General features: G+C 65.6%; 16 protein-coding genes. 13 read left to right on the forward strand and 3 right to left on the reverse strand.

The genetic code is table 11. From position 1 onward, the window contains the following. Nucleotides 1-46: 46 nt before the first annotated feature. From J2X54_RS22720 to J2X54_RS22730, 3 genes are read right to left on the reverse strand one after another with little or no spacing between them, the layout of a single operon-like run. Complete coding sequence (locus J2X54_RS22720; protein ID WP_310184106.1) at nucleotides 47-1156, reverse strand: sulfotransferase; 1110 nt, start codon at nucleotides 1154-1156, stop codon at nucleotides 47-49. Next, complete coding sequence (cysC, locus tag J2X54_RS22725) at nucleotides 1153-1791, reverse strand: adenylyl-sulfate kinase (RefSeq protein WP_310184107.1); 639 nt, start codon at nucleotides 1789-1791, stop codon at nucleotides 1153-1155. The genes J2X54_RS22720 and cysC overlap by 4 nt, the downstream gene beginning before the upstream one ends. 16 nt (nucleotides 1792-1807) lie before the next feature. Next, nucleotides 1808-3517 (reverse strand): methyl-accepting chemotaxis protein, encoded by a 1710-nt coding sequence (locus J2X54_RS22730; protein WP_070249419.1) that lies wholly within the window; start codon nucleotides 3515-3517, stop codon nucleotides 1808-1810. Between the two features lie 988 nt (nucleotides 3518-4505). Between J2X54_RS22730 and J2X54_RS22735 the strand changes: the two genes are divergently transcribed. The 13 genes from J2X54_RS22735 (at nucleotide 4506) to J2X54_RS22795 (ending at nucleotide 21292) form a co-directional block, all read left to right on the forward strand. Further along, on the forward strand, nucleotides 4506-5111 hold the full coding sequence (locus J2X54_RS22735) for a MotA/TolQ/ExbB proton channel family protein (RefSeq protein ID WP_310184109.1): 606 nt from the start codon (nucleotides 4506-4508) through the stop codon (nucleotides 5109-5111). Between the two features lie 9 nt (nucleotides 5112-5120). After that, nucleotides 5121-5555 carry a biopolymer transporter ExbD gene (locus J2X54_RS22740; RefSeq protein WP_310184110.1) on the forward strand — a complete coding sequence of 145 codons (435 nt, stop codon included), beginning with the start codon at nucleotides 5121-5123 and terminating at the stop codon, nucleotides 5553-5555. Next, the gene (gene lpxK, locus J2X54_RS22745; RefSeq protein ID WP_310184111.1) at nucleotides 5555-6646 is read left to right on the forward strand and encodes a tetraacyldisaccharide 4'-kinase; all 1092 of its coding nucleotides are present in this window, start codon (nucleotides 5555-5557) and stop codon (nucleotides 6644-6646) included. The genes J2X54_RS22740 and lpxK overlap by 1 nt, the downstream gene beginning before the upstream one ends. After that, nucleotides 6636-6812, forward strand: a complete 177-nt coding sequence (locus J2X54_RS22750) for a Trm112 family protein (protein ID WP_071651656.1) — start codon at nucleotides 6636-6638, stop codon at nucleotides 6810-6812. The genes lpxK and J2X54_RS22750 overlap by 11 nt, the downstream gene beginning before the upstream one ends. Next, a complete protein-coding gene (gene kdsB / locus J2X54_RS22755) occupies nucleotides 6813-7583 on the forward strand; it encodes a 3-deoxy-manno-octulosonate cytidylyltransferase (RefSeq protein WP_310184112.1) in 771 nt (256 codons plus the stop codon). A 262-nt stretch (nucleotides 7584-7845) separates the two neighbouring features. Continuing rightward, the gene (adk, locus tag J2X54_RS22760) at nucleotides 7846-8502 is read left to right on the forward strand and encodes an adenylate kinase (protein WP_056139010.1); all 657 of its coding nucleotides are present in this window, start codon (nucleotides 7846-7848) and stop codon (nucleotides 8500-8502) included. 118 nt (nucleotides 8503-8620) lie between these two features. Next, entirely contained in the window at nucleotides 8621-10756 is a 2136-nt protein-coding gene (locus J2X54_RS22765; protein WP_310184113.1) for a sodium-translocating pyrophosphatase, read from the forward strand. A gap of 76 nt (nucleotides 10757-10832) precedes the next feature. Further along, nucleotides 10833-11456: a hypothetical protein gene (locus tag J2X54_RS22770; RefSeq protein WP_070249425.1), complete on the forward strand. Its 624-nt coding sequence runs from the start codon at nucleotides 10833-10835 to the stop codon at nucleotides 11454-11456. A gap of 109 nt (nucleotides 11457-11565) precedes the next feature. Further along, entirely contained in the window at nucleotides 11566-12324 is a 759-nt protein-coding gene (locus J2X54_RS22775) for an SDR family NAD(P)-dependent oxidoreductase (RefSeq protein ID WP_310184115.1), read from the forward strand. Between the two features lie 121 nt (nucleotides 12325-12445). Next, a complete protein-coding gene (gene ggt, locus J2X54_RS22780; RefSeq protein WP_310184116.1) occupies nucleotides 12446-14248 on the forward strand; it encodes a gamma-glutamyltransferase in 1803 nt (600 codons plus the stop codon). A gap of 18 nt (nucleotides 14249-14266) precedes the next feature. After that, nucleotides 14267-15442, forward strand: a complete 1176-nt coding sequence (locus J2X54_RS22785) for a patatin-like phospholipase family protein (RefSeq protein ID WP_310184117.1) — start codon at nucleotides 14267-14269, stop codon at nucleotides 15440-15442. 27 nt (nucleotides 15443-15469) lie between these two features. After that, nucleotides 15470-20467 carry a two-component regulator propeller domain-containing protein gene (locus J2X54_RS22790; protein WP_310184118.1) on the forward strand — a complete coding sequence of 1666 codons (4998 nt, stop codon included), beginning with the start codon at nucleotides 15470-15472 and terminating at the stop codon, nucleotides 20465-20467. Between the two features lie 96 nt (nucleotides 20468-20563). Further along, complete coding sequence (locus tag J2X54_RS22795; protein ID WP_310184120.1) at nucleotides 20564-21292, forward strand: response regulator; 729 nt, start codon at nucleotides 20564-20566, stop codon at nucleotides 21290-21292. The last annotated feature ends 99 nt before the right edge of the window (nucleotides 21293-21391 follow it).

Genomic DNA, 21391 nt, shown 5'->3' on the forward strand with positions numbered 1-21391 from the left:
CAAAATGTGTTCATTACTTGGGGACAGCCGTGGCGCGCGGCGCCTGCTAATCCGTCACTTCGAAGCTCGCCGGATCGAGCTCGTCGAGGACGGCAGGGGCACTGCGTGCCGGTTCGGCCGCCTGCCTGGCCAGCCGCGCGCCCAGTTGCGCCAGGTAATCGGCGCGGCTGCGGCGCAGCACGTAATCGCGGAAATTGGCCTGTTCCAGGTCGCGCCAGGCGCCTTCGCGCCCGGCCACCGAGCGCGCCAGCGCGTCCACGTGCATGGCGTCGGTAATCACGGCGTCGCCCCCGGACAGCCTGGCGTAGCCGTAGCGGTCCATGTACGGCCCGGTGATGGTTTCGATGACATTGATCTCGTCGGACGACAGCTGTTGCCTGAACTTGTCGATGTTGGCGGCGATCGGCGCATGGCAATTGGAGGACCAGAGCGCCGACAACTGGGCAATCTGGCGTGCTTCCGGCGAGGCGGCGACATCGAGCATGCGCGGCAGGAAGGCGATGCCGAGAAAGCGGCAGATCGTTTCCAGCGTCGCTTGCTGATGGGACAGAAAGTCTTCGTAGCGGATGGTCAGCACGCGGTCGGGATAGCGCGCGGTCACCTGGTCGGCCGCCTGGTGCGCGCGCAGCCAGATGCGGGCATTGAGCAGGGTATCGAATTCGTGGATGATGGCGCGGTTCATCGACGCCACCTGGGCGCGCGGATCGCGTACCACGTTGATGAACAGCAGGTCCGGGTGCAGCGCCATCAGCTCGTCGGCGTCATGCACGCTGTCGAGCGACTTGTCCATCACCACGCGGGCCTGGCGGCGCTGGCCGGCGCGCAGCAGCAGTTCCCAGACGATGCTGTGGATGCTGCGCGGCCGGTGCCGGATCGCCTCGAAAATATCGACCGGATCGAATGCCAGGTCGGGCCACTTGACCATGCTGGCCGCCTGCAGGCCGACCACGTCGACCACCATGCGAAAGTAGGCGTGGTCGTCGCGCAGGTCGCCGTACAGCGGCACCAGCGGCATCAGGTCGACGATGTGCAGCGGGTACGGCGAATAGAATTCGGGCGACAGGTTCAGCCGCAGGCGCAAGGCGTGGCTGCCGCAGCGGCGCAGCGGGATCATCAACGCCGGACGCGGTCGTGTCGGCACTTGCACGGCGCTCATGCGGCCTCCCGCACGAAGCGCGGCGCCAGGTGCCGGTAGATTTGCGCGCAGCATTCTGCCACCGAGTGCGCGTCGGTATCGAACACCAGGCTCGGCTGCAGCGGCACTTCGTAAGGGGCGGAGACGCCGGTAAATTCCGCAATCAGGCCGGCGCGGGCCTTGCGGTACAAGCCCTTGGGGTCGCGTGCCTCGCACACCGCGCGTTGCGTGCTGAGGTAGGTTTCGATGAAGTTGCTTTCGCCGATGATCTGGCGCGCCATGTCGCGGTCCGCGCGCAGCGGCGAGATGAAGGCGCAGATGACGATCAGCCCGGCATCATTCATCAGCTTTGCCACCTCGGCGCTGCGGCGGATGTTTTCCTGGCGGTCAGCAGGTGAAAAGCCGAGGTCGCGGTTCAGGTGGTGCCGCAGATTGTCGCCGTCCAGCACGTAAGCGGCGCGGCCCGCTTCGATCAGGCTGTGTTCGAGCGCGCAGGCCAGGGTGGATTTGCCGGCGCCGCTGAGGCCCGTGAGCCATACGGTCGCCGCTTGCTGGCCGAGCTGGCGGCCGCGCTCCCCTGCGGTGACTTGCCCTGCATGCCAGAAGATTTGCGGCGCGGCGCCGGCCCGGTTATCGATCTTGTTCAATGCGATCATGAAAGTACTCCTGGCGTCAGAACTGTTCCCATTGCGGGTCGGCGGCCTTGGCAAGGGCGGGCTTGCGTACGGCCAGCTGGCGCTGCGCGGGGCGGGGTGCCGGCACCGCTGGCCGCGCCTGCCGCGAGGCTGGCGCTGGCGCCGGCAAGCTGGTGCGCTCGCCGAGCCGGAACACGCTCACCACAGCATTGAGGCTGTTGACCTGCTCCTGCATCGCTTGCGCCGCCGCAGCAGCCTGTTCGACCAGGGCGGCGTTCTGCTGGGTGACGTCATCCATTTGCGTGACGGCAGTATTGATCTGTTCGATCCCCGAGGCCTGCTCCTTGCTGGCGGACATCATCTCGGCCATGATGTCGGTGACCCGCCTGACGCTGGCCACCACCTCGTGCATGGTGGAACCCGCCTGGTCGACCAGGCGGTTGCCGGTCTTTACTTTTTCCACCGAGTCGCCGATCAGGTCCTTGATTTCCCTGGCTGCGGCCGCCGAGCGCTGGGCCAGGTTGCGCACCTCGGTGGCGACCACGGCGAAGCCACGGCCCTGTTCACCGGCGCGCGCCGCTTCCACCGCCGCGTTCAGCGCCAGGATATTGGTCTGGAAGGCGATCCCGTCGATCACGCCGATAATGTCGACGATCTTGCGCGCCGAGACGTCGATGGCGGCCATGGTGTCGACCACCTGCGCCACCACCGCGCCACCCTTGGCGGCGACGTCGGATGCCGTTTCGGCCAGCCCATTGGCCTGCTGGGCATTGTCGTTGTTGATCCGTACGGTGCTGGTCAGCTCTTCCATCGAGGAAGCGGTTTCCTCCAGCGTACTGGCTTGCTGCTCGGTGCGCGAAGACAGGTCGAGGTTGCCCGAAGCAATCTGGCTGGCGGCGCTGGCGATGGTCCCGGTGCTGTCATGCACCTGCTTGACAATCAGCGCCAGGCTGTCGCGCATGGTTCGCATCGCAAACAGCAAGCTGTGCTGGTCGCCAGCGCGCACCGCGATATCGACCGCCAGGTTGCCGTCGGCGATCTGGCCGGCGATCATGGCGGCTTCTGCCGGCTCGCAGCCCAGTTGGCGCGTGACGCCGCGCGTGATCAGCAGCGCCGCGGCAATGCTGGTGATCAGCGCCAGGGCGCCGGTCACCAGCATCAGCTTGCGCGCGCTGTCGTAGGCCTGCGCGGCGGCCTCGGTACCTTCCTTGTTCTGCCTTTCCTCGATGCCGACCAGCTTGCGGATCTGTTCCCACCAGGCTTTTTGCACGGGACGGAACTCGAAGCGCAGCAAGGTGTACGCTTCGTCCTGTTTGCCAGCGAGCGCCAGCGCAGTGGCGCGTTCGATATACGGTGCGGCCAGTTCGGCCTGCTTTTGTATCTGTGCCAGCAGTGCGCGCTCATCGGCCGATGTGCCCTGCAAGGTGGTAAACATCCGGGCCAGCTGTTCCTGGGCCTTGCTGTACTTCTGCTGCTGGTCGGCGATACGTTTGATTTCGATCTGGATCTCTTTCGGCTCCTTGAGCAGGATCAGGTTGCGCATCGCCAGCGCGCGCTCGGTCACGGTCAGGTCCATCGTCTGTGCCAGGCGCGTCTCGACGCCGTTCACTTCCGTGATCTCGTCCATGCGTTGCTGGATATCGCGCATGCTGGTCAGTCCCAGCACGATCACGATCACCAGCAGGACGGCCACCAGCCCGAAGCCCATGCCCAAACGCTGGGCAATGGTTAGGTTATTGAGTTTCATACGGTTTCTCCACAGGATCTGTCTGCCTGCAATGGCAGGTGTCGGATCATGGTAAGGGGACGGCAGCAGCTCAATTATCTCCAAAAGTAACAACATTTTCTTATGGGACACTTTCTTTCGGTCCCGCCTGCCGCGACCGCGACTTTCTTCCATGCGCCAGAGCTAAAGTACGGAAAGTCCGGTCCTGGTCCGCCGCGACAGGATAGCCGATCGGCTGTCGTTTATATGCAACCGAAGTGTTTTTTCGACATAATTTCACCCAAAAAGTGACTTGCAAGATGTTTTCAAGCGATCCCGCGCGCCGGATCGCTGCACGGCTGCTGCCGCTTTTTGCAGCATGTAATTTATTCCGTTTAAATTCAATGGCTTGGAGTGGTAGCTGAGGCCTTGCACACAATCTTATCCACACAATGTGTGCAGAAAGGCACAGCCTGCTGGGGTGCAGTGTGGATGGCACCCGGTGCTCTGGCTGCGGCGCCTGAAATACGGGGTTTTTAACGGCGCCAGGATGGGGCTGCCAGTTTTTTACTCAAGGTCGATAAGTCCTTATAAATCAACCACCTTGCACCGTTGGCGTGACCTTGCGCACAATTTTATCCACATAAAATGTGCAGAAGTTTATCTACGCGATGTCGGTGCCAGGGAATGTGCCATGCGTCAATTTTACGCATTGAAAAAAACTTGTTTTGAATCAATGACTTGCTCATCCAGGCTGGCGCTTGCGCACAATCTTATCCACATAATTTGTGCAGAACTTTCATCGCGCAGTGGAAACCGGTGCTGCAAGGCGCCTGCAGGGCCCCTTGCCAGAATTTTGCTCAGAACAAAAAAGATCAATGAAATCAATCGCATAGAAGGTAAGGATGTGGCTTGCACACAATCTTATCAACAGAATGTGGGCATAACTGTCCCTTGCCGACCGGGGCTCAACAAGATACATTGCGCCTTCGGGGTTAATCCCGGCTCAATTCATCCACAGGAGTTTGTTTTGCTTGCCATTTTCCAAGCTGCAGGTTGGCCCATCTGGTTGTTGCTGATCGCCTCGATCGTTGCCACGGCCCTGATCATCGAACGTTTGCTGTCGCTGCGCCGCGCCAAGATCTTGCCGAAGCAACTGTTCGACGAGGTGGTGCAGGTCTATCGGGGCGGCAATATCACGCCTGACATCCTCGACAAGCTGGCAAAGAGTTCACCGCTGGGCACGGTGCTGTCGGCCGCGCTGCGCAACGTCGATGCCCCGCGCGACGTGATGAAGGAATCGATCGAGGAAGCCGGCAGCGGCGTGGCCCACACGCTCGAGCGCTTTCTGACCACGCTGGGCACCATCGCCACGCTGGCGCCGCTGATGGGCCTGTTCGGCACGGTGGTGGGCATGATCGAGATCTTCGGATCGCAAAACCCGTCGGGCGCCAATCCGGCGCAGTTGGCGCACGGCATTTCGGTAGCGTTGTACAACACCGGTTTTGGTTTGGCGATTGCCATGCCGACGCTGGTGTTCTATCGCCACTTCCGCGCGCTGGTGGACAGCTTCGTGATCGACATGGAGCAGCAGGCGGTCAAGTTCGTCGATGTCGTGCATCGCCAGCGCAAGTAAGGACCGGGCATGAATTTCCGCAAAGGCAAGGGCCGGGAAGACCCCGAGATCAACCTGATCCCGTTCATCGACGTGCTGCTGGTGATCCTGATTTTCCTGATGGTCTCCACCACCTACAGCAAGTTCACCGAATTGCAGATTACGCTGCCGACGGCCGAGGCGCAAAAGCCCGAGGAAAAACCGTTCGAACTCAACGTGACGGTGGACGCCAAGGGCAACTACACCATCAATGGCGACCCAGTCTCGTTTCGCGACGTGGCCGGGCTGGCGCAAGCCATGCGCGGCGCTGCCGAGAAGGGTGGCCTGAAGGACAAGGAGCCGGTCGTGATCGTCAACGCCGACCAGTTCGCCATGCACCAGATGGTGGTGAACGTGATGGAAGCGGCGCGCGTGGCCGGCTTCGAGAAGCTGACATTCGCGGCGCAGACTGGCGGCGGCAAGTAGTGCTGGAAGCGACGCTGACGCGCAACTGGTTGCGCCGGGGGCCGCTGGCCTGCGCGCTTTGGCCGGTGTCGCTGCTGTTCGGCGCGCTCAGCGGCGCGCGCGCGGCCATGTTCCGCGCCGGCTGGCTGGCGTCGTCGCGCCTGCCGGTGCCGGTGGTGGTGGTCGGCAATATCTACATCGGCGGCACCGGCAAGACGCCGCTGACGATCTGGCTGGTGCAGGCCTTGCAGGCGCGCGGCATGCGCCCCGGCGTGATTTCGCGCGGCCACGGCAGCGCGGCCGATACCGTGCGTGAAGTCGGCGCCGATGCCACCCCGGCCGAGGTCGGCGACGAGCCGCTGCTGATCCGCCAGCGCACCGGCTGCCCGGTGATGGTGGGGCGCGACCGCGCCGCCACCGGCCGCGCCTTGCTGGCCGCCTATCCGGACACCGACGTGCTGCTCACCGACGACGGCTTGCAGCACTACGCGCTGCAGCGCGATATCGAAATCATCCTGTTCGACGGCCGCGGCGCCGGCAACGGCTGGCTGCTGCCGGCCGGTCCGCTGCGCGAGCCGGTGTCGCGCCGGCGCGATTTTACGGTGATCAATGCGCCGGTGCTGACCGATGCACTGGTGCGGTCGGTCGGCTGCTTACCCCTGGCATCAGTGGGGTCTGACCCCGTACGGGGTCAGACCCCTGCTGTGGGGCTTGCGGGGGGCTACCCGCCACCACGCCAGATGACGCTGGCCGGCAGCCACGCCGAGCAGCTGGTCGATCGCACCCGGCGCCAGCCGTTCGCCGACCTGGCGCAGCCCGGCCTGCGCCTGGCCGCCGCTGCCGGCATTGGCAACCCGGCGCGGTTTTTCGGCATGCTCAAGGCGGCCGGCCTGACCATCGCCGAGCTGCCTTTGCCCGACCACCACGACTTCCGCGACCGGCCTTTCGACGTCCTGCACGCCGATGTGATCTTGATCACCGAGAAGGATGCAGTAAAATGTGCGCAAATTGAAGAACTCAGAGGCGACCCGCGACTATGGGTCGTCCCGGTCACGGCGCACATCGATGGCGCGCTGGCCGACCAAATCGTGGAGAAATGTCGTGGACGCTAGATTGCTTGATATCCTGGTTTGCCCGGTCTGCAAAGGCCCCCTGGAGTACGATAAGAAGGCCCAGGAAATGATTTGCAAGGGCGACCGCCTGGCGTTCCCCATCCGTGACGGCATCCCCATCATGTGGGCCGACGAGGCCCGCACCTTGCAGGACAAGGCGGAATAAGTGTCCGCGCCGTCCAACCCAGGTTCCGGCTTCGTCGTCATCATCCCGGCCCGGCTGGCTTCCACCCGGCTGCCCAACAAGCCGCTGGCCGATCTCGGCGGCAAGCCGATGGTGGTGCGGGTGGCCGAGCGCGCCCAGCTCTCCGGGGCGGCGCGCATCATCGTCGCCACCGATCATGACGACATTCGCGCCGCCTGCCAGGTGCATGGCGTGGAAGTGTGCATGACCCGCTCCGACCATCCGTCGGGCACCGACCGCATTGCCGAGGTGGCGCGTACGCTCGACCTGGCGCCCGATGCCGTGGTGGTCAACCTGCAAGGCGACGAGCCGCTGATCGATCCGAGCCTGCTGCAGGCCGCTGCCGGCTGCATCGGCGCGGACGTGCCGATGGCCACCTGCGCCCATCCGCTGCACGACGCCGCCGACGCCTTCAACCCCAACGTGGTCAAGGTGGTGCTCGACAAGCGCGCCCGCGCGCTGTACTTCTCGCGCGCCACCATCCCGTGGCACCGCGACGGCTTTGCGCAGTCGCAGGTTGATCTGCCGGCGGGCTATGTGCCGCTGCGCCATATCGGCCTGTACGCGTACCGCAACGACTTCCTGCAAGCGTATCCTGCGCTGGCCGTCTCGCCGCTCGAGGGCATCGAAGCGCTCGAGCAACTGCGGGTGCTGTGGCATGGCTATCCGATCGCGGTGCACGTGACCGACACGGCGCCAGCGGCCGGCGTCGATACGCCGGAAGATCTGGCCCGGGTGCGCTTGCTCTATTAAACGGGCTTGATCCACATCAAGCCGACCGGGCCGGTGATGCTGCTATAACGTTCCATTGTGGTGCGTTATTCATACGAATATCCCCACGAGAATGCGTTTTTGCCTGTGACAAACGGTATAAACGATATCAAACTGGCTGATGGGCCAAGTTTTGTGGTAAGTTTCGTAGCAAGATAGTCGGATAATCAGTATTAATACTGTGTCCACGCAACAACTAACAACACCAACCACACCCTCCAAAAATCTGTTTTTAGGAAACTTCATGCGTCTGATTCTGTTAGGAGCACCAGGGGCCGGCAAGGGCACCCAGGCTAATTTCATCAAAGAGAAATACAATATTCCGCAGATCTCCACCGGCGACATGCTGCGTGCCGCGATCAAGGCGGGCACGGAATTGGGCCTGGCGGCCAAGCAGGTGATGGACGCTGGCGGCCTGGTCTCCGACGACCTGATCATCGGCCTGGTCAAGGAACGCCTGAAGCAGGACGACTGCGCCAACGGCTACCTGTTCGACGGTTTCCCGCGCACCATTCCGCAAGCGGACGCCATGAAAGAAGCCGGCATCAATGTCGACTACGTGCTGGAAATCGACGTGCCCGACGCGTCCATCATCGAACGCATGGACGGCCGCCGCTGCCATCCCGGTTCGGGCCGGGTTTACCACGTCAAGTTCAACCCGCCGAAAGTTGACGGCAAGGACGATGTCACTGGCGAAGACCTGGTGCAGCGCGACGACGACAAGGCCGAGACCGTGAAAAAACGCCTGGACGTGTATCACAACCAGACCGAAGTACTGCTCGGCTATTACAACGACTGGGCCAAGTCGGGTGCCGAAGGTGCACCGAAGTATCGCCGTATTACCGGGGTCGGCGCGGTGGAGCAAATCCGCGACAGCGTTTTTGCAGCGCTGGCTGAATAAGGCCTGAAAGCGGACCGAGCGTCCGCTTTTTTCATGGCTGTTCAGGTGTCCCCGTTTTGACGTGTTGTGTGTTCGCAGTTGGGTCCGCAGTTCGTTCGATAACAAAAGGGGAGACACTATGGCAGCCAGTTTGTGGTTAGCAGTCGGTTGCGGCGTTATCGCCGTCATTTATGGCCTGTGGTCGCGCAGCTGGATCTTGCGCCAGGACCCCGGCAACGCGCGCATGCAGGAAATCGCGCTGGCCATCCAGCAGGGCGCCGCCGCCTACCTGGCGCGCCAGTACCGCACCATCGGCCTGGTGGGCGTGGTGCTGCTGATCCTGATTGCCATCTTCCTCGACTTCAATACCGCGCTCGGCTTTCTGATCGGCGCCGTGCTCTCGGGCGCGTGCGGCTTCATCGGCATGAACGTCTCGGTGCGCGCCAATGTGCGCACCGCGCAGGCGGCAACCAGGGGCATGAACGCGGCGCTCGACGTGGCCTTTCGCGGCGGCGCGATTACCGGCATGCTGGTGGTCGGCCTCGGTTTGCTGGGCGTGGTGCTGTTCTATATGTACCTGACCGCCGGCCTGCCGGCCGACCTGGCCGCCGCCACCGTCAATACCCATCAACTGATCGAGCCGCTGATCGGCCTGGCGTTCGGGGCCTCGCTGATCTCGATTTTTGCCCGGCTGGGCGGCGGCATCTTCACCAAGGGCGCCGACGTGGGCGCCGACCTGGTGGGCAAGGTGGAAGCGGGCATCCCCGAGGACGACCCGCGCAACCCGGCCGTGATCGCCGATAACGTCGGTGACAACGTCGGCGACTGCGCCGGCATGGCCGCCGACCTGTTCGAAACCTATGTGGTCACGCTGATCGCCACCATGCTGCTGGGCGCCTTGCTGATGGTGAGCGCGCCGGTCGCTGCCGTCGTGTACCCGCTGCTGCTGGGCGCGGTGTCGATCCTTGCCTCCATCATCGGCTGCTCGATGGTCAAGGCCAAGCCGGGCAAGAAGATCATGTCGGCGCTGTACACGGGGCTGTGGTGGGCGGCCGGGCTGTCGCTGCTGGGCTTTATTGCCGTCACCTGGTACGTGTGGCTCGACCCGTCGGTACGCCTGCGGCTCCTGGGCTGCACGGTGGTGGGCATCGTGCTCACCGGGTTGATGGTGTACATCACCGAGTACTACACCGGCACCGATTTTGCGCCGGTCAAGCATATCGCCCAGGCGTCCACCACCGGCCACGGCACCAACATCATCGCCGGCCTCGGCGTATCGATGAAGTCCACCGCGTACCCGGTGCTGGCCGTGTGTGCGGCGATTTTGGTCTCCTACCAGCTGGGCCAGTTGTACGGCGTGGCGATTGCGGCCACGTCCATGCTGTCGATGGCCGGCATCGTGGTGGCGCTCGACGCTTACGGCCCGATCACCGACAACGCCGGCGGCATCGCCGAAATGGCCGGCATGCCGGAATCGGTACGGGCCATTACCGATCCGCTCGACGCGGTGGGCAATACCACCAAGGCCGTCACCAAGGGCTACGCGATCGGCTCGGCGGGCCTGGCCTCGCTGGTGCTGTTTGCCGACTATACCCACGCGCTGGAATCGGCCGGGCGCAGCGTGCTGTTCGACCTGTCGAATCCGATGGTGATCGTGGGCCTGATCATCGGCGGCCTGATACCGTACCTGTTCGGCGCGATGGCGATGGAAGCGGTGGGGCGCGCGGCCGGCGCCGTGGTGGTGGAAGTGCGGCGCCAGTTCCGCGATATCAAGGGCATCATGGAAGGCACGGCCAAGCCGGAATATGACAAGGCGGTGGACATGCTGACCGCCTCGGCGATCCGCGAAATGATCATCCCGTCGCTGCTGCCGGTGGTGGTGCCGGTCATCGTCGGCATGTTGCTGGGCGCGGCCGCGCTCGGTGGCATGCTGATGGGGACCATCATCACCGGGCTGTTCGTGGCCATTTCCATGACCACCGGCGGCGGCGCCTGGGACAATGCCAAGAAATACATCGAGGACGGCCACCACGGCGGCAAGGGTTCCGAAGCGCACAAGGCAGCCGTCACCGGCGACACCGTCGGCGACCCGTACAAGGACACGGCCGGCCCTGCGATCAACCCGCTGATCAAGATCATCAATATCGTGGCGCTGCTGCTGGTGCCGCTGTTGCCGGCCTCGGGCTGGCTGGCGGTGAGCGCGCCGGTGCTGGCGCATGCCCCCGCACCGGCGCCGGTCGTGGCGCCGGATGTGATGGTGCTGCCGGGCCGATGAACCGCGCCTCCTGCCGCGCGCCGACCCCGCCTTGAACGGGGTAGGCTGGCGCCATAACAGGCAGGAGGAGATCACCATGCATCAAGTCAAATTAAACACCCGGCTGGGCGCCGCTGCGGCAGCTGCAGCAGTTGGCCTGGCCGCCGCCTTGCTGTGCACCGGGGCCGGGGCCCAGCAGCCGGACGAACCGGCAAGGCAGTCCACGCAGCAGCCACCGCAACCGCGCGCGCCAGAGGTCGATACCGAAAAAGAGGCTTACGCCAAGCTGCCGCCCTGCAAGCTCAGCGACGACGGCAAGCACCTGGCCGAGGAACCGTGCCGCACCGCCAAGGCGCTCGACCCGATGCCACGGCGGCCGGTGCCGCAAGCGATCGAGCGGGTGTCGCCGGCCGAGAGCGATCCGCGTGACCAGGCCATGCCGCCGGCAAGGGGCGCGCAGACGCCGGCCATGCCGCGTGGGCTGCCCTCAGCGGGCATGCCTGCGACGCCATCGCGGGTATTGCCCACACCGACCACGCCAGCGACGCCACCGCGCTCGGATCCGGGCGCGCGGCCCGGCGCACCGGTGCCCACCGCCGGCTGCGACGCTGCCGGCTGCAACGGCCCCAACGGCCAGCGCTACAACAACGGTCCCGGCAACACGGTAGTCAGCCCCAGCGGCAAGCTGTGCTCGCGCAACGGCGCTTTCATCCAGTGCTGAGCGGCCGGTATATCTCTCCACGCTGAATATGGCTACAATGACGATCATGACGTTTACGTAAACGTAAAGTAAACGTCAACTTAGGATCAACGTCAACCGTGGAGACACCATGCAAATAAAAGACCAGGTATTCATCATCAGCGGCGGCGCCTCGGGCCTGGGCGCGGCCACTGCGCGCATGCTGGCGCAGGCGGGCGGCAAAGTGGTGCTGGCCGACGTGCAGGAAGAGGGCGGCCAGGCGCTGGCGGCGGAACTTGCCGGCGTGTTCGTGCGCTGCGACGTCACGCTCGAAGCCGACGCCCAGGCAGCGGTGGCGGCGGCGACCGCGCTCGGACCATTGCGCGGCCTGGTCAACTGCGCCGGCATCGCGCCAGCGGCCAAAACCGTCGGCAAGGAAGGCGCCCACGCGCTGGAACTGTTCCAGCGCGTGGTGGCGATCAACCTGGTAGGCACCTTCAATATGGCGCGCCTGGCGGCCGAAGCAATGAGTAAAACCGTGCCGCTCGACAACGGCGAGCGCGGGGTGATCATCAACACGGCGTCGGTGGCGGCGTACGATGGCCAGATGGGACAGGCCGCGTATGCATCGTCCAAGGCGGCGGTAGCGGGACTGACCTTGCCGATGGCGCGCGACCTGGCGCGCAGCGGCATCCGCGTGATGGCGATCGCGCCCGGTATTTTCGAAACGCCGATGATGCTCGGCATGCCGCAGGAAGTGCGCGATGCGCTCGGCGCCATGGTGCCGTTCCCGCCACGCCTGGGCAAGCCGGACGAGTACGCGCAACTGGCGCGGGCGATAGTCGAGAACACCATGCTCAATGGCGAAGTCATACGGTTGGATGGCGCCATCCGCATGGCCGCAAAATAATCACAGTGCATGAGGTTCACCAGTAGTTCACGTGTAGTTCACCGCTGAACCATTTATACGATTTCGTGTACGATGGCCGTTCAGGCGCGCCGCAGGTTGCGCGCCCCGATCCGGAGAACCCATGATTCGTTTGAAGACACTGGCGCTTGCCGCCGCCATGCTGGGGGTATTGCACGCTCCCGTTTATGCCCAGTTACAAGCGCCTGCCAAGGTGCCCGGCGTTAACCACGACGTGGCTCCCGAGATCGCCACCGGCTACGCCGAAAAGGCAGGCAAGTCGTCGCAGAAATTCATGGTCGCTGCCGCCAATCCGCTGGCCACCCAGGCCGGCTACCAGATGCTCAAGCAGGGCGGCGCCGCCATCGATGCGGCGATTGCCACCCAGCTGGTGCTCACGCTGGTGGAGCCGCAGTCGTCGGGCATCGGCGGCGGCTCGTTCCTGCTGTACTCCGACGGCAAGCGCGTGCAGTCGTACGACGGCCGCGAAACCGCGCCGGCCGCTGCCGACGAACACCTGTTCCAGGACAAGGACGGCAAACCGGTCTCGCGCGAGACCGGCGTGGTCGGCGGCCGCTCGGTCGGCGCCCCCGGCGTGCTGCGCATGCTGGAACTGGCGCACCAGCAGCACGGCCGCCTGCCGTGGAAAGCCCTGTTCGCGCCAGCCATCAAGCTGGCCGACGACGGCTTTGCCGTCAGCCCGCGCTTAAATGCCCTGCTCAAGTGGGACAAGTACCTGGCCCGCGATCCGGTGGCGCGCGCGTACTTTTTTGACGACGCGGGCCAACCGCGCCCGGTCGGCTACATTCTGAAAAACCCCGAGCTGGCGCGCACCCTGCGCGAAATCGCCGACGGCGGCGCCGACGCTTTTTACAAGGGCCGCATCGCGCGCGACATCGTCGCCAAGGTCTCCAGCCATCCCACCAATCCTGGCAAGCTGACCGCCGCCGACATCGCCGGCTACCAGGCCAGGGAGCGCGCGCCGATCTGCAGCGACTACAAGGCGTGGACCGTGTGCGGCGCGCCGCCGCCATCGTCTGGCGGGATCGCGATTGCGCAGATGCTCGGCATCCTGGAAGTGAAGGACATCAGCCCCTACAAGCCGGTGGGCGGCATGCTGACCGCCGAGGGCATCCACCTGTTCAGTGAAGCAGGGCGGCTGGCGTACGCGGACCGCAACCGCTACGTGGCCGATACCGATTTCGTGCCGCTGCCGGGCAAGGGCGTCTCGGCCCTGCTCGATAAGCGCTACCTGGCCAAACGCGCCGCACTGATCGGCGACAAGTCGATGGGCCGCGCCAACTACGGCACGCCCGACACCATGGACGTGGCGTGGGGCGCTGACACTGCCATCGACAAGCCATCGACCTCGCACCTGGTGGCGGTGGACGCCTTCGGCGGCGGGCTGTCGATGACGACGTCGGTGGAAGACGCCTTCGGTTCGCGCCAGATGGTAGATGGCTTCATGCTCAACAACCAGCTCACCGATTTTTCATTCGACTCGCAGGACGAGAACGGTCCGATCGCCAACCGGGTGCAGGCCGGCAAGCGCCCGCGCAGCGCCATGTCGCCCACCCTGGTGTTCGACAAGGGCACCCACCGGCTGGTGCTGGCCACCGGCTCGCCGGGCGGCTCGACCATCATCAACTACGTGGCCAAGGTGCTGGTCGGTACGCTGGACTGGCAGCTCGACGTCCAGCAGGCCATCAGCCTGCCCAACCTCGGTAGCCGCAACGGCCCCACCGAGCTGGAAAAAAATCGCGTGAGCGCCTCAGTGATCGCGCAACTGAAAGCGCGCGGCCACGAGGTGCGCGAGACCGAGCAGAACTCGGGTTTGCAGGGCATCCAGCGCCGCGTCGTGGGCGGCAAACCACAGTGGTTCGGCGGCGCCGATCCGCGCCGCGAAGGCGTGGTGCTGGGGGATTAAACCTGCTACTCTGGCGTCATGGGACGTCAAAAGAAAACAGGCCTGATCCTCACCGGCGGCGGCGCGCGCGCGGCCTACCAGGTGGGGGTGTTACAGGCCATCTCCGGGATCTTGTGGGAAGCGGGCTGGCCGCCGGCACGCAACCCGTTCGATATCATCTGCGGCACGTCGGCCGGGGCCATCAACGCCACCGCGCTGGCCTGCCGCGCCGACAACTTCGGCGAGGGCGTGCAAAAGCTGCTCGACGTCTGGCAGAACATCGAAGTGGGACAGGTGTACCGCGCCGATTCGCTCGGTGTGCTGCGCTCGGGCGCGCGCTGGCTGTCCTTGCTGTCGTTCGGCTGGCTGCTGCGCAAGTGGCGCGCGGCGCCGCCCGCGTCGCTGCTCGACAACACTCCGCTGGTCGGCCTGCTGCACCGCATGCTCGACTTGCCGCGGCTTGACGCCGTGCTGTCCGAAGGCCTGCTGCACGCGCTGGCCGTCACCGCCTCGTCCTACACTGCCGGCAACCACCTCACTTTTTACCAGACCGCCGCCGACATCGCGCCGTGGGTGCGCATGCAGCGCCTGGCGCTGCAGGACCAGATCGGCGTGGAGCACTTGCTGGCGTCGTCGGCGATCCCGTTCATCTTTCCGCCCACGCCGCTGTTCTTTGGCGGCCACCGCGAATTCTGCGGCGACGGCTCGATGCGCCAGCTGGCGCCGATTTCGCCGGCCATCCACCTCGGTGCGCGCAAGGTGCTGGTGGTGGGCGCGGGACGCCTGACCGAGGCGCCGCGCACGGGTGCGGAGCACGGCGCGGCGCGGTATCCGAGCCTGGCGCAGATCGCCGGCCACGCCATGTCGTCGATCTTCCTCGATTCGCTGGCGGTCGATATCGAGCGGCTCGAACGGGTCAACAAGACGCTGTCTCTGCTGCCAGAGCATCTGCTCGAGCAGACGCCGCTCAAGCCGGTCAAGCTGCTGGTGATCGCGCCGTCCGAGCGCCTCGACGATATCGCCAGCCGCCACGTGGGCAGCCTGCCGGCGCCGATCCGCACCATGTTGTCGGGTATCGGCGCCACCGAAACGCGCGGCGCGGCGCTGGCTTCGTATTTGTTGTTCGAATCATCGTATACTTGCGACTTGATCCGTCTGGGTCAGCGCGATACCCAGGCGCGCAAGGAAGACGTGCTGGCCTTCTTCGAATCCTGAGCCACCCCTTTGGGGAGACCCCGCTTTTTGCACGCACTGAACCATCTGTGGAAACGTTTGCTGGCGCCAGCCCTGCTGTTGTGGGTGCTTGGCGCAGCCGCCGCATGGAGCGCACCGCCGCCGCGCACCCTGCGTTTCGAGCAGCTCAGCGTGGAGCACGGCCTGGCGCAGGAGTCGGTGCTGGCCATCGCCCAGGACAAGCAGGGCTTCATCTGGCTCGGCACCCAGGCTGGCCTCACGCGTTTCGACGGCTATCGCACCGTCACCTACAAGAGCGCGGTGTCCGACCCGCATACGCTGGCCGACAATTGGGTGCGGGTGCTGCACGTCGATCCGGCCGGCCAGCTGTGGGTGGGCACCGACGGCGGCCTTGATCGCTACGATCCCGCCACCCGTACCTTTGCCCACTACCTGCCGACCGCGCCGGTGGAGCGCGGCAACGGCAACCGCCACGTGCGCGCCATCGCCGACGATGGCCTGGGTGGCCTGTGGGTGGCCACCGCCGACGGCCTGCACCACCTGGACCCGGCCAGCGGGCGCTTCACCGGCTGGCACCACGATCCGCTCGATGCGGGCAGCCTGGCCAGCGACCAGGTCAACGCGCTGGCGCGCGACGCCGCCGGCCGCCTGTGGGTGGCCACCGCCACCGGGCTCGATATGCTGGCGCCGGGCGCCAGACAATTCGTTCACTACCGGCTCGATGCCGGCAGCGACAGCCGCTTCAACGCGGTGCTGGCGCTGCAAGTGGACAGCAGCCAGGCGCTGTGGGTGGGCACCATGGGCGGGCTGGAACGCTGGCACATTGGCGATATCGGCAAGGGCCGTCCGCAGCGCTGGCGCCTGGGCGCCGCCGAAGGACTGCGGCCCGGCGCCAGCATCACCACGCTGTACGAGGATAGCGAAAAGCAGCTGTGGCTGGGCACCCAGGAGGACGGCCTGCTGCGCTGGCTGCCGGCCGAGCAGCGCCTGGTGCAGTACCGCCACCAGTTCAGCGACCATCGCAGCCTTGCCGATAACCAGGTGTCGGCGCTGTTCCGCGACCGCGTGGGTACCTTCTGGGTCGGCACCTGGAACGATGGCGTCAGCCGGGTGGACATGGGCAGCGGCGGCTTTGCGCGCATCGTGCGCCACACCGAGGATGCGGACGCGCTGTCGGACAACAAGGTACGCGCCATCGCCATGGCCGGCACGGGCGAGGGCAACGACCGGCTGTGGCTGGGCACTGGCGCCGGCTTGAACCTGTACGATCCGAAGACGGGCCGCAGCAAGGTGTGGCGCCACGATCCGGCGCGACCCGACAGCCTGAGCGACGACCAGGTGACGGCCCTGTGGCGCGCGCCCGGCGCCGGCGGCGTGTGGATCGGCGGACGGGCCGGCGTCAACCACCTCGACCCGGCCACCGGCAATATGCGCGCGCTGTCGTTCGTGCGCGGCGACCCGGCCAGCGACACCGTGCGCAACATCGTGGCCGACCGCGCCGGCCTGCTGTGGATCGCCAGCCGTGGCGGCCTGCACCGGCTCGATCCGAAGACCATGGACGTGCACACGTACCGCCACAATCCGGCCGACAGCGGCAGCCTGGCCGACAACGTGGTGCGCCCGATCCTGGAGGACCGGCGCGGCCGCCTGTGGGTGGGCAGCTTCAACGGCCTCGATCTGCTAGACCGCAAGACCGGCGTGTTCCGCCACTTCCGCCGCAACCCCGCCGATCCGCAGTCGCTGAGCCACGACGAGGTGCACAGCCTGTACGAAGACGACACCGGCACGCTGTGGGTGGGCACGGCGGCCGGCTTGAATCGGATGGAGACGGGCGCCGACGGCGCCATCACGTTCCGCCGCTACCTGCGCAAGGACGGCATCGCGGACGACGCCATCGCCGCCATCCTGCCCGACGGCGCCGGCAACCTGTGGCTGAGCACCAACAGCGGCCTGTCGAAGTTCCATATCGCCACCGGCATGGTGCGCAACTACAGCGACGCCGACGGCACCATCGAAGGCGCGTACTTCGACGGCTCTGCGCTGCGCACGGCGGACGGCACGCTGTACTTCGGCGGCTTCAATGGCATCACCGCGTTTGCGCCGCAGTCGGTGCGCGAAAACAGCGTGGCGCCGCCGGTGGCGATCACCGACTTCCAGGTGTTTAACAAGTCGCTCAAGCCGGGGCAGGGCGAACACGCCGATGTCCTCAAGACCGCCATCGAACACACCGGCGAACTGACCTTGCGCCAGGCCGACTCGGTATTTTCGCTGGAATTCGCGGCGCTGCATTACGCCGCGCCGCAGCGCAACCGCTTCGCCTATCAGTTGCAGGGCTTCGACGAGGACTGGGTAGTGACCGACGCCAGCAAGCGCTTCGCCACTTACACCAATCTCGATCCCGGCGCGTACGTGTTCCGCGTCAAGGCCGCCAACAAGGACGGCGTGTGGAACGACAATGCCGCCACGCTCAAGATCACCATCCTGCCGCCTTTCTGGAAGACCTGGTGGTTCCGTGCGCTGGTCACGCTGCTGCTGCTTGGCGCCGCCTTCGCCGCCTACCAGGCGCGCATGCGCAGCCTGCACCGCCAGCAGCAGCGTCTCGAAGAACTGGTGGCGTCGCGCACGGCCGAAGTGCAGGACAAGAATCGCCTGCTGCAGCAGCAAAAGCACGAACTCGAACTGCGCCGGCTGGAGGCGGAAGCGCAGCGCGCCGAGGCCGAGCAGCGCCGCCAGCACGCCGAGCGGCAAGCCGAGGAAGTCGAAAAAGCACACCGCAATATCTCGGTGCTGAGCGAGCTCGGTCGCGAAATGAGCGCCACGCTCGATATGGAAACCCTGATGGGCACCCTCTACCGCCACGTGCACGACCTGATGCCGGCGGAGATATTCGGCATCGGCTTCGTGCGCGAGCAGGACGGCGTGATCCACTTCCCGTTCGCGGTGGAGGGCGGGGTGCGCACGCCGCCTTACCAGCGCTGGCTGGACGATCCGAACCAGCTGGCCGTCTGGTGCCTGATGCACGGCAAGCCGCTCCTGATCAATGACTTCGACGCCGAATACCGGCAATACATGGACGACAGTGGCCTCGACAAGCTGGTGCCACGCGCGCTGCAAGGTGGCGGGCACCTGCCTGCCGCGCCCTCGATGATGTACTCGCCGCTGGTGGTGGGCGAGCGCGTGGTGGGCCTGCTCAGCGTGCAGGGCCTGGAGCGCAACGCCTACCGCCAGGTGCACCTCGACATGCTGCAAACGCTGGCCACGCACGCCGCCGCCGGCCTGGAAAATGCCCGCGCCTACCAGCAGCTGGAAGACACGCTGCAAACGCTGCGCCAGACCCAGGGCCAGCTGCTGCTGCAGGAGCGCCAGGTGCGGCTGCATACCGAGGAGCTGGCGCTGGCCAACCGCGCCTTGCAGGACAACGACGAGCGTCTGCGCCAGGCCAAGCACAAGGCGGAAGACGCCACCCGCCAGAAGTCCGAATTCCTGGCCAACATGAGCCACGAGATGCGTACCCCGCTGGCCGGCGTGATCGGCATGCTGGGCTTTTCACTGCGCGATCCGACCCTGCAGGACGCGACCCGCGAACAGATCCTGCGCGGCCAGGCCAACGCCCAGTCGCTGCTCACCATCATCAACGACCTGCTCGACTTTTCCAAGATCGAGGCGGGCAAGCTCACCATCGAGAACATCGATTTTTCGCTGACGTCTACGGTGGAAAACGTGGTGAGCCTGTTCGAGGAACAGGCCGCCGCGCACAGCGTGGGATTCGAGCTGGTATTCGGCGACGACCTGCCGCAGTTCGTGGTGGGCGACCCCACGCGCCTGCGCCAGGTGCTGGTCAACCTGGTGGGCAACGCGTTCAAATTTACCCGCAGCGGCACCGTGACCATGCGCGTGGAGCGGGTGCCGGAACCGGGCGAGACGCTCGCGGACATCGCCGCGCTGGCCGGGCGCAAGGGCGTGATCAACCGCATCCGCTTCCTGGTGGAAGACACCGGCATCGGCATCGACGCCGAGGCCATTCCGCGCCTGTTCCAGAAGTTCGAACAGGCCGACGCCTCCACCACGCGCCGCTACGGCGGCACCGGCCTGGGACTGGCGATTTGCCGCCAGCTTGTGGAACTGATGGGCGGCAGCATCAACGCCGTCAGTGCACCGGGCGCCGGCAGCACCTTCACGTTCGAACTGCCGCTGGCCAATGGCGTGGCGCCGCCGACCGTGCCGCACGTGCCGCGCGAGCCGCACAGCCACCAGTTGCGGGTGCTGTGCGCGGAAGATTTCCCGACCAACCAGATCATCATCCGCATGATGCTCGAGGACCTGGGCCACAAGGTGGACATCGCCGCCAACGGCGCGCTGGCGGTCAAGGCCTGCGCGCTCACGCGCTACGACCTGATACTGATGGACGGGCGCATGCCGGAGCTCGACGGCGCCAGCGCCACCCGTCTGATCCGCGCCGGCGGGCCGGAAGATGCCCCGGTGCGCGACCAGGAGCTGATGATCATCGCGCTCACCGCCAACGCCAGCGAGGAAGATCGCAGCCGCTACCTGGCGGCGGGCATGGATGATTTTCTGACCAAGCCGATCGACGAGGACAAGCTGCACTTCCAGCTGAGCCGCGCGATCGAGCGCCAGTTGCAGCGCGGTGTCGAGTTACCGCCGATGGTGGCCAGGCGTGGTGTGCAGGATCGCCAGGGCACGCCGGAACTTGACGCCATGTTCGGCGTGGAGCCGGCCACGCCGGACACCGCGCGGCTGGCGCAGCACAGCGGCAGTGGCGATCTCAAGGCGCGCCTGCGCGGCGCCTTCCGCGCGGACGCACCGCTGCGCCTGGCCGACCTGGAGGCGGCGCTGGCGGCGGGTGACGCCGACACCGCCGCCCGCCTGCTGCACGGCATGAAAGGCAGCGCCGGCTACCTCGAGGAGCAGGAGTTGCAGGCCTTGTGCGGCGAACTCGAAACCTGCGCCGATCACGGCCAGTGGCAGCAGATCCACGCGGCGCTGCCCCGCCTGCGCGCGCTGCTGGACCAGGCCAGCCGTGGGTAAGGTTGCACGGCCCCGCAGAAAATTCGCTTGCTTGTGCTGGACGATTCAGGCACTGTTTAACATGTGTAAAGACAGTGCCGAGGCACGGGGAGCGACATGAAAGTTCTGGTAGTCGACGACGACGTCGTCTCGCGCATGGTGTTGATGCACCTGATCGACAGTTGCGGCAAATTCGACATCGTCGAAGCCGAAGATGGGCTCGATGCATGGAACCAGCTCCAGGGCGGGCTGCGGCCGGCGATCTGTTTTTGCGACCTGCGCATGCCACACCTGTCCGGGCTCGAGTTGCTGCAACGGGTCAAGAGCGATGCCGAACTGGCCGCCATGCCGTTCGTGCTGGTCACGTCTGCCACCGAAAAAGACGTGATGCAGGAAGCCTCGACTGCCGGCGCCGCCGGCTACATCATCAAGCCGTTCCAGGCCGAGCAAGTGCGGGTGCACCTGACCGCCTTCCTCGACCAGGCGGCCAGCGGTCACACCCACCAGGCCGAAGATCCTGCCGCCACGCTCAACCGCCTCGGCATCAATGGCGAGCGCCTGCTGGTGTACCTGAACGGCTTCCACAACCAGCTCACCGTGGCCGGCGCCGACCTCGAGGCGCTGCTGGGGAGGGGCGACCAGCAGGGCGCCCAGGTGCGCCTCGAGCGCCTGCTGGCCGGCTGCGTCACCCTGGGGCTGGACGGTGCTGCGGCCGCGCTCAAGGGACTGTCCGCTGCCGCGCCTTCCACCCGCCTGTCCAACGAGGCGGTGCAGGCGGTGCTGGCCGACGTGCTGCGCGCGGTGGACCAGCAGGCGGGCCTGGTCCGTCAGGCCGGTTTGATGTGAAGGTTTGATGTAAAGTTTTGATGTAGAGTTTTGATGTAAACCCGGCAGCAAGCCTTGAAGTCGAGATAGTTTAGGTTTAAAGTATCTGCTCGCGGGTGG

This window comes from Duganella sp. 3397 (assembly GCF_031456625.1).
Classification (GTDB): domain Bacteria; phylum Pseudomonadota; class Gammaproteobacteria; order Burkholderiales; family Burkholderiaceae_D; genus Rugamonas; species Rugamonas phyllosphaerae.

What these genes read in the sequence shown, in the direction of transcription:
- ggt (WP_310184116.1), top strand. Translation starts at nt 12,446, where the DNA reads ATGATTCGTTTGAAGACACTGGCGCTTGCCGCCGCCATGCTGGGGGTA.
- J2X54_RS22730 (WP_070249419.1), bottom strand. Translation starts at nt 3,517, where the DNA reads ATGAAACTCAATAACCTAACCATTGCCCAGCGTTTGGGCATGGGCTTC.
- J2X54_RS22775 (WP_310184115.1), top strand. Translation starts at nt 11,566, where the DNA reads ATGCAAATAAAAGACCAGGTATTCATCATCAGCGGCGGCGCCTCGGGC.
- cysC (WP_310184107.1), bottom strand. Translation starts at nt 1,791, where the DNA reads ATGATCGCATTGAACAAGATCGATAACCGGGCCGGCGCCGCGCCGCAA.
- adk (WP_056139010.1), top strand. Translation starts at nt 7,846, where the DNA reads ATGCGTCTGATTCTGTTAGGAGCACCAGGGGCCGGCAAGGGCACCCAG.
- J2X54_RS22770 (WP_070249425.1), top strand. Translation starts at nt 10,833, where the DNA reads ATGCATCAAGTCAAATTAAACACCCGGCTGGGCGCCGCTGCGGCAGCT.
- J2X54_RS22720 (WP_310184106.1), bottom strand. Translation starts at nt 1,156, where the DNA reads ATGAGCGCCGTGCAAGTGCCGACACGACCGCGTCCGGCGTTGATGATC.
- J2X54_RS22795 (WP_310184120.1), top strand. Translation starts at nt 20,564, where the DNA reads ATGAAAGTTCTGGTAGTCGACGACGACGTCGTCTCGCGCATGGTGTTG.
- J2X54_RS22785 (WP_310184117.1), top strand. Translation starts at nt 14,267, where the DNA reads ATGGGACGTCAAAAGAAAACAGGCCTGATCCTCACCGGCGGCGGCGCG.
- J2X54_RS22765 (WP_310184113.1), top strand. Translation starts at nt 8,621, where the DNA reads ATGGCAGCCAGTTTGTGGTTAGCAGTCGGTTGCGGCGTTATCGCCGTC.
- J2X54_RS22740 (WP_310184110.1), top strand. Translation starts at nt 5,121, where the DNA reads ATGAATTTCCGCAAAGGCAAGGGCCGGGAAGACCCCGAGATCAACCTG.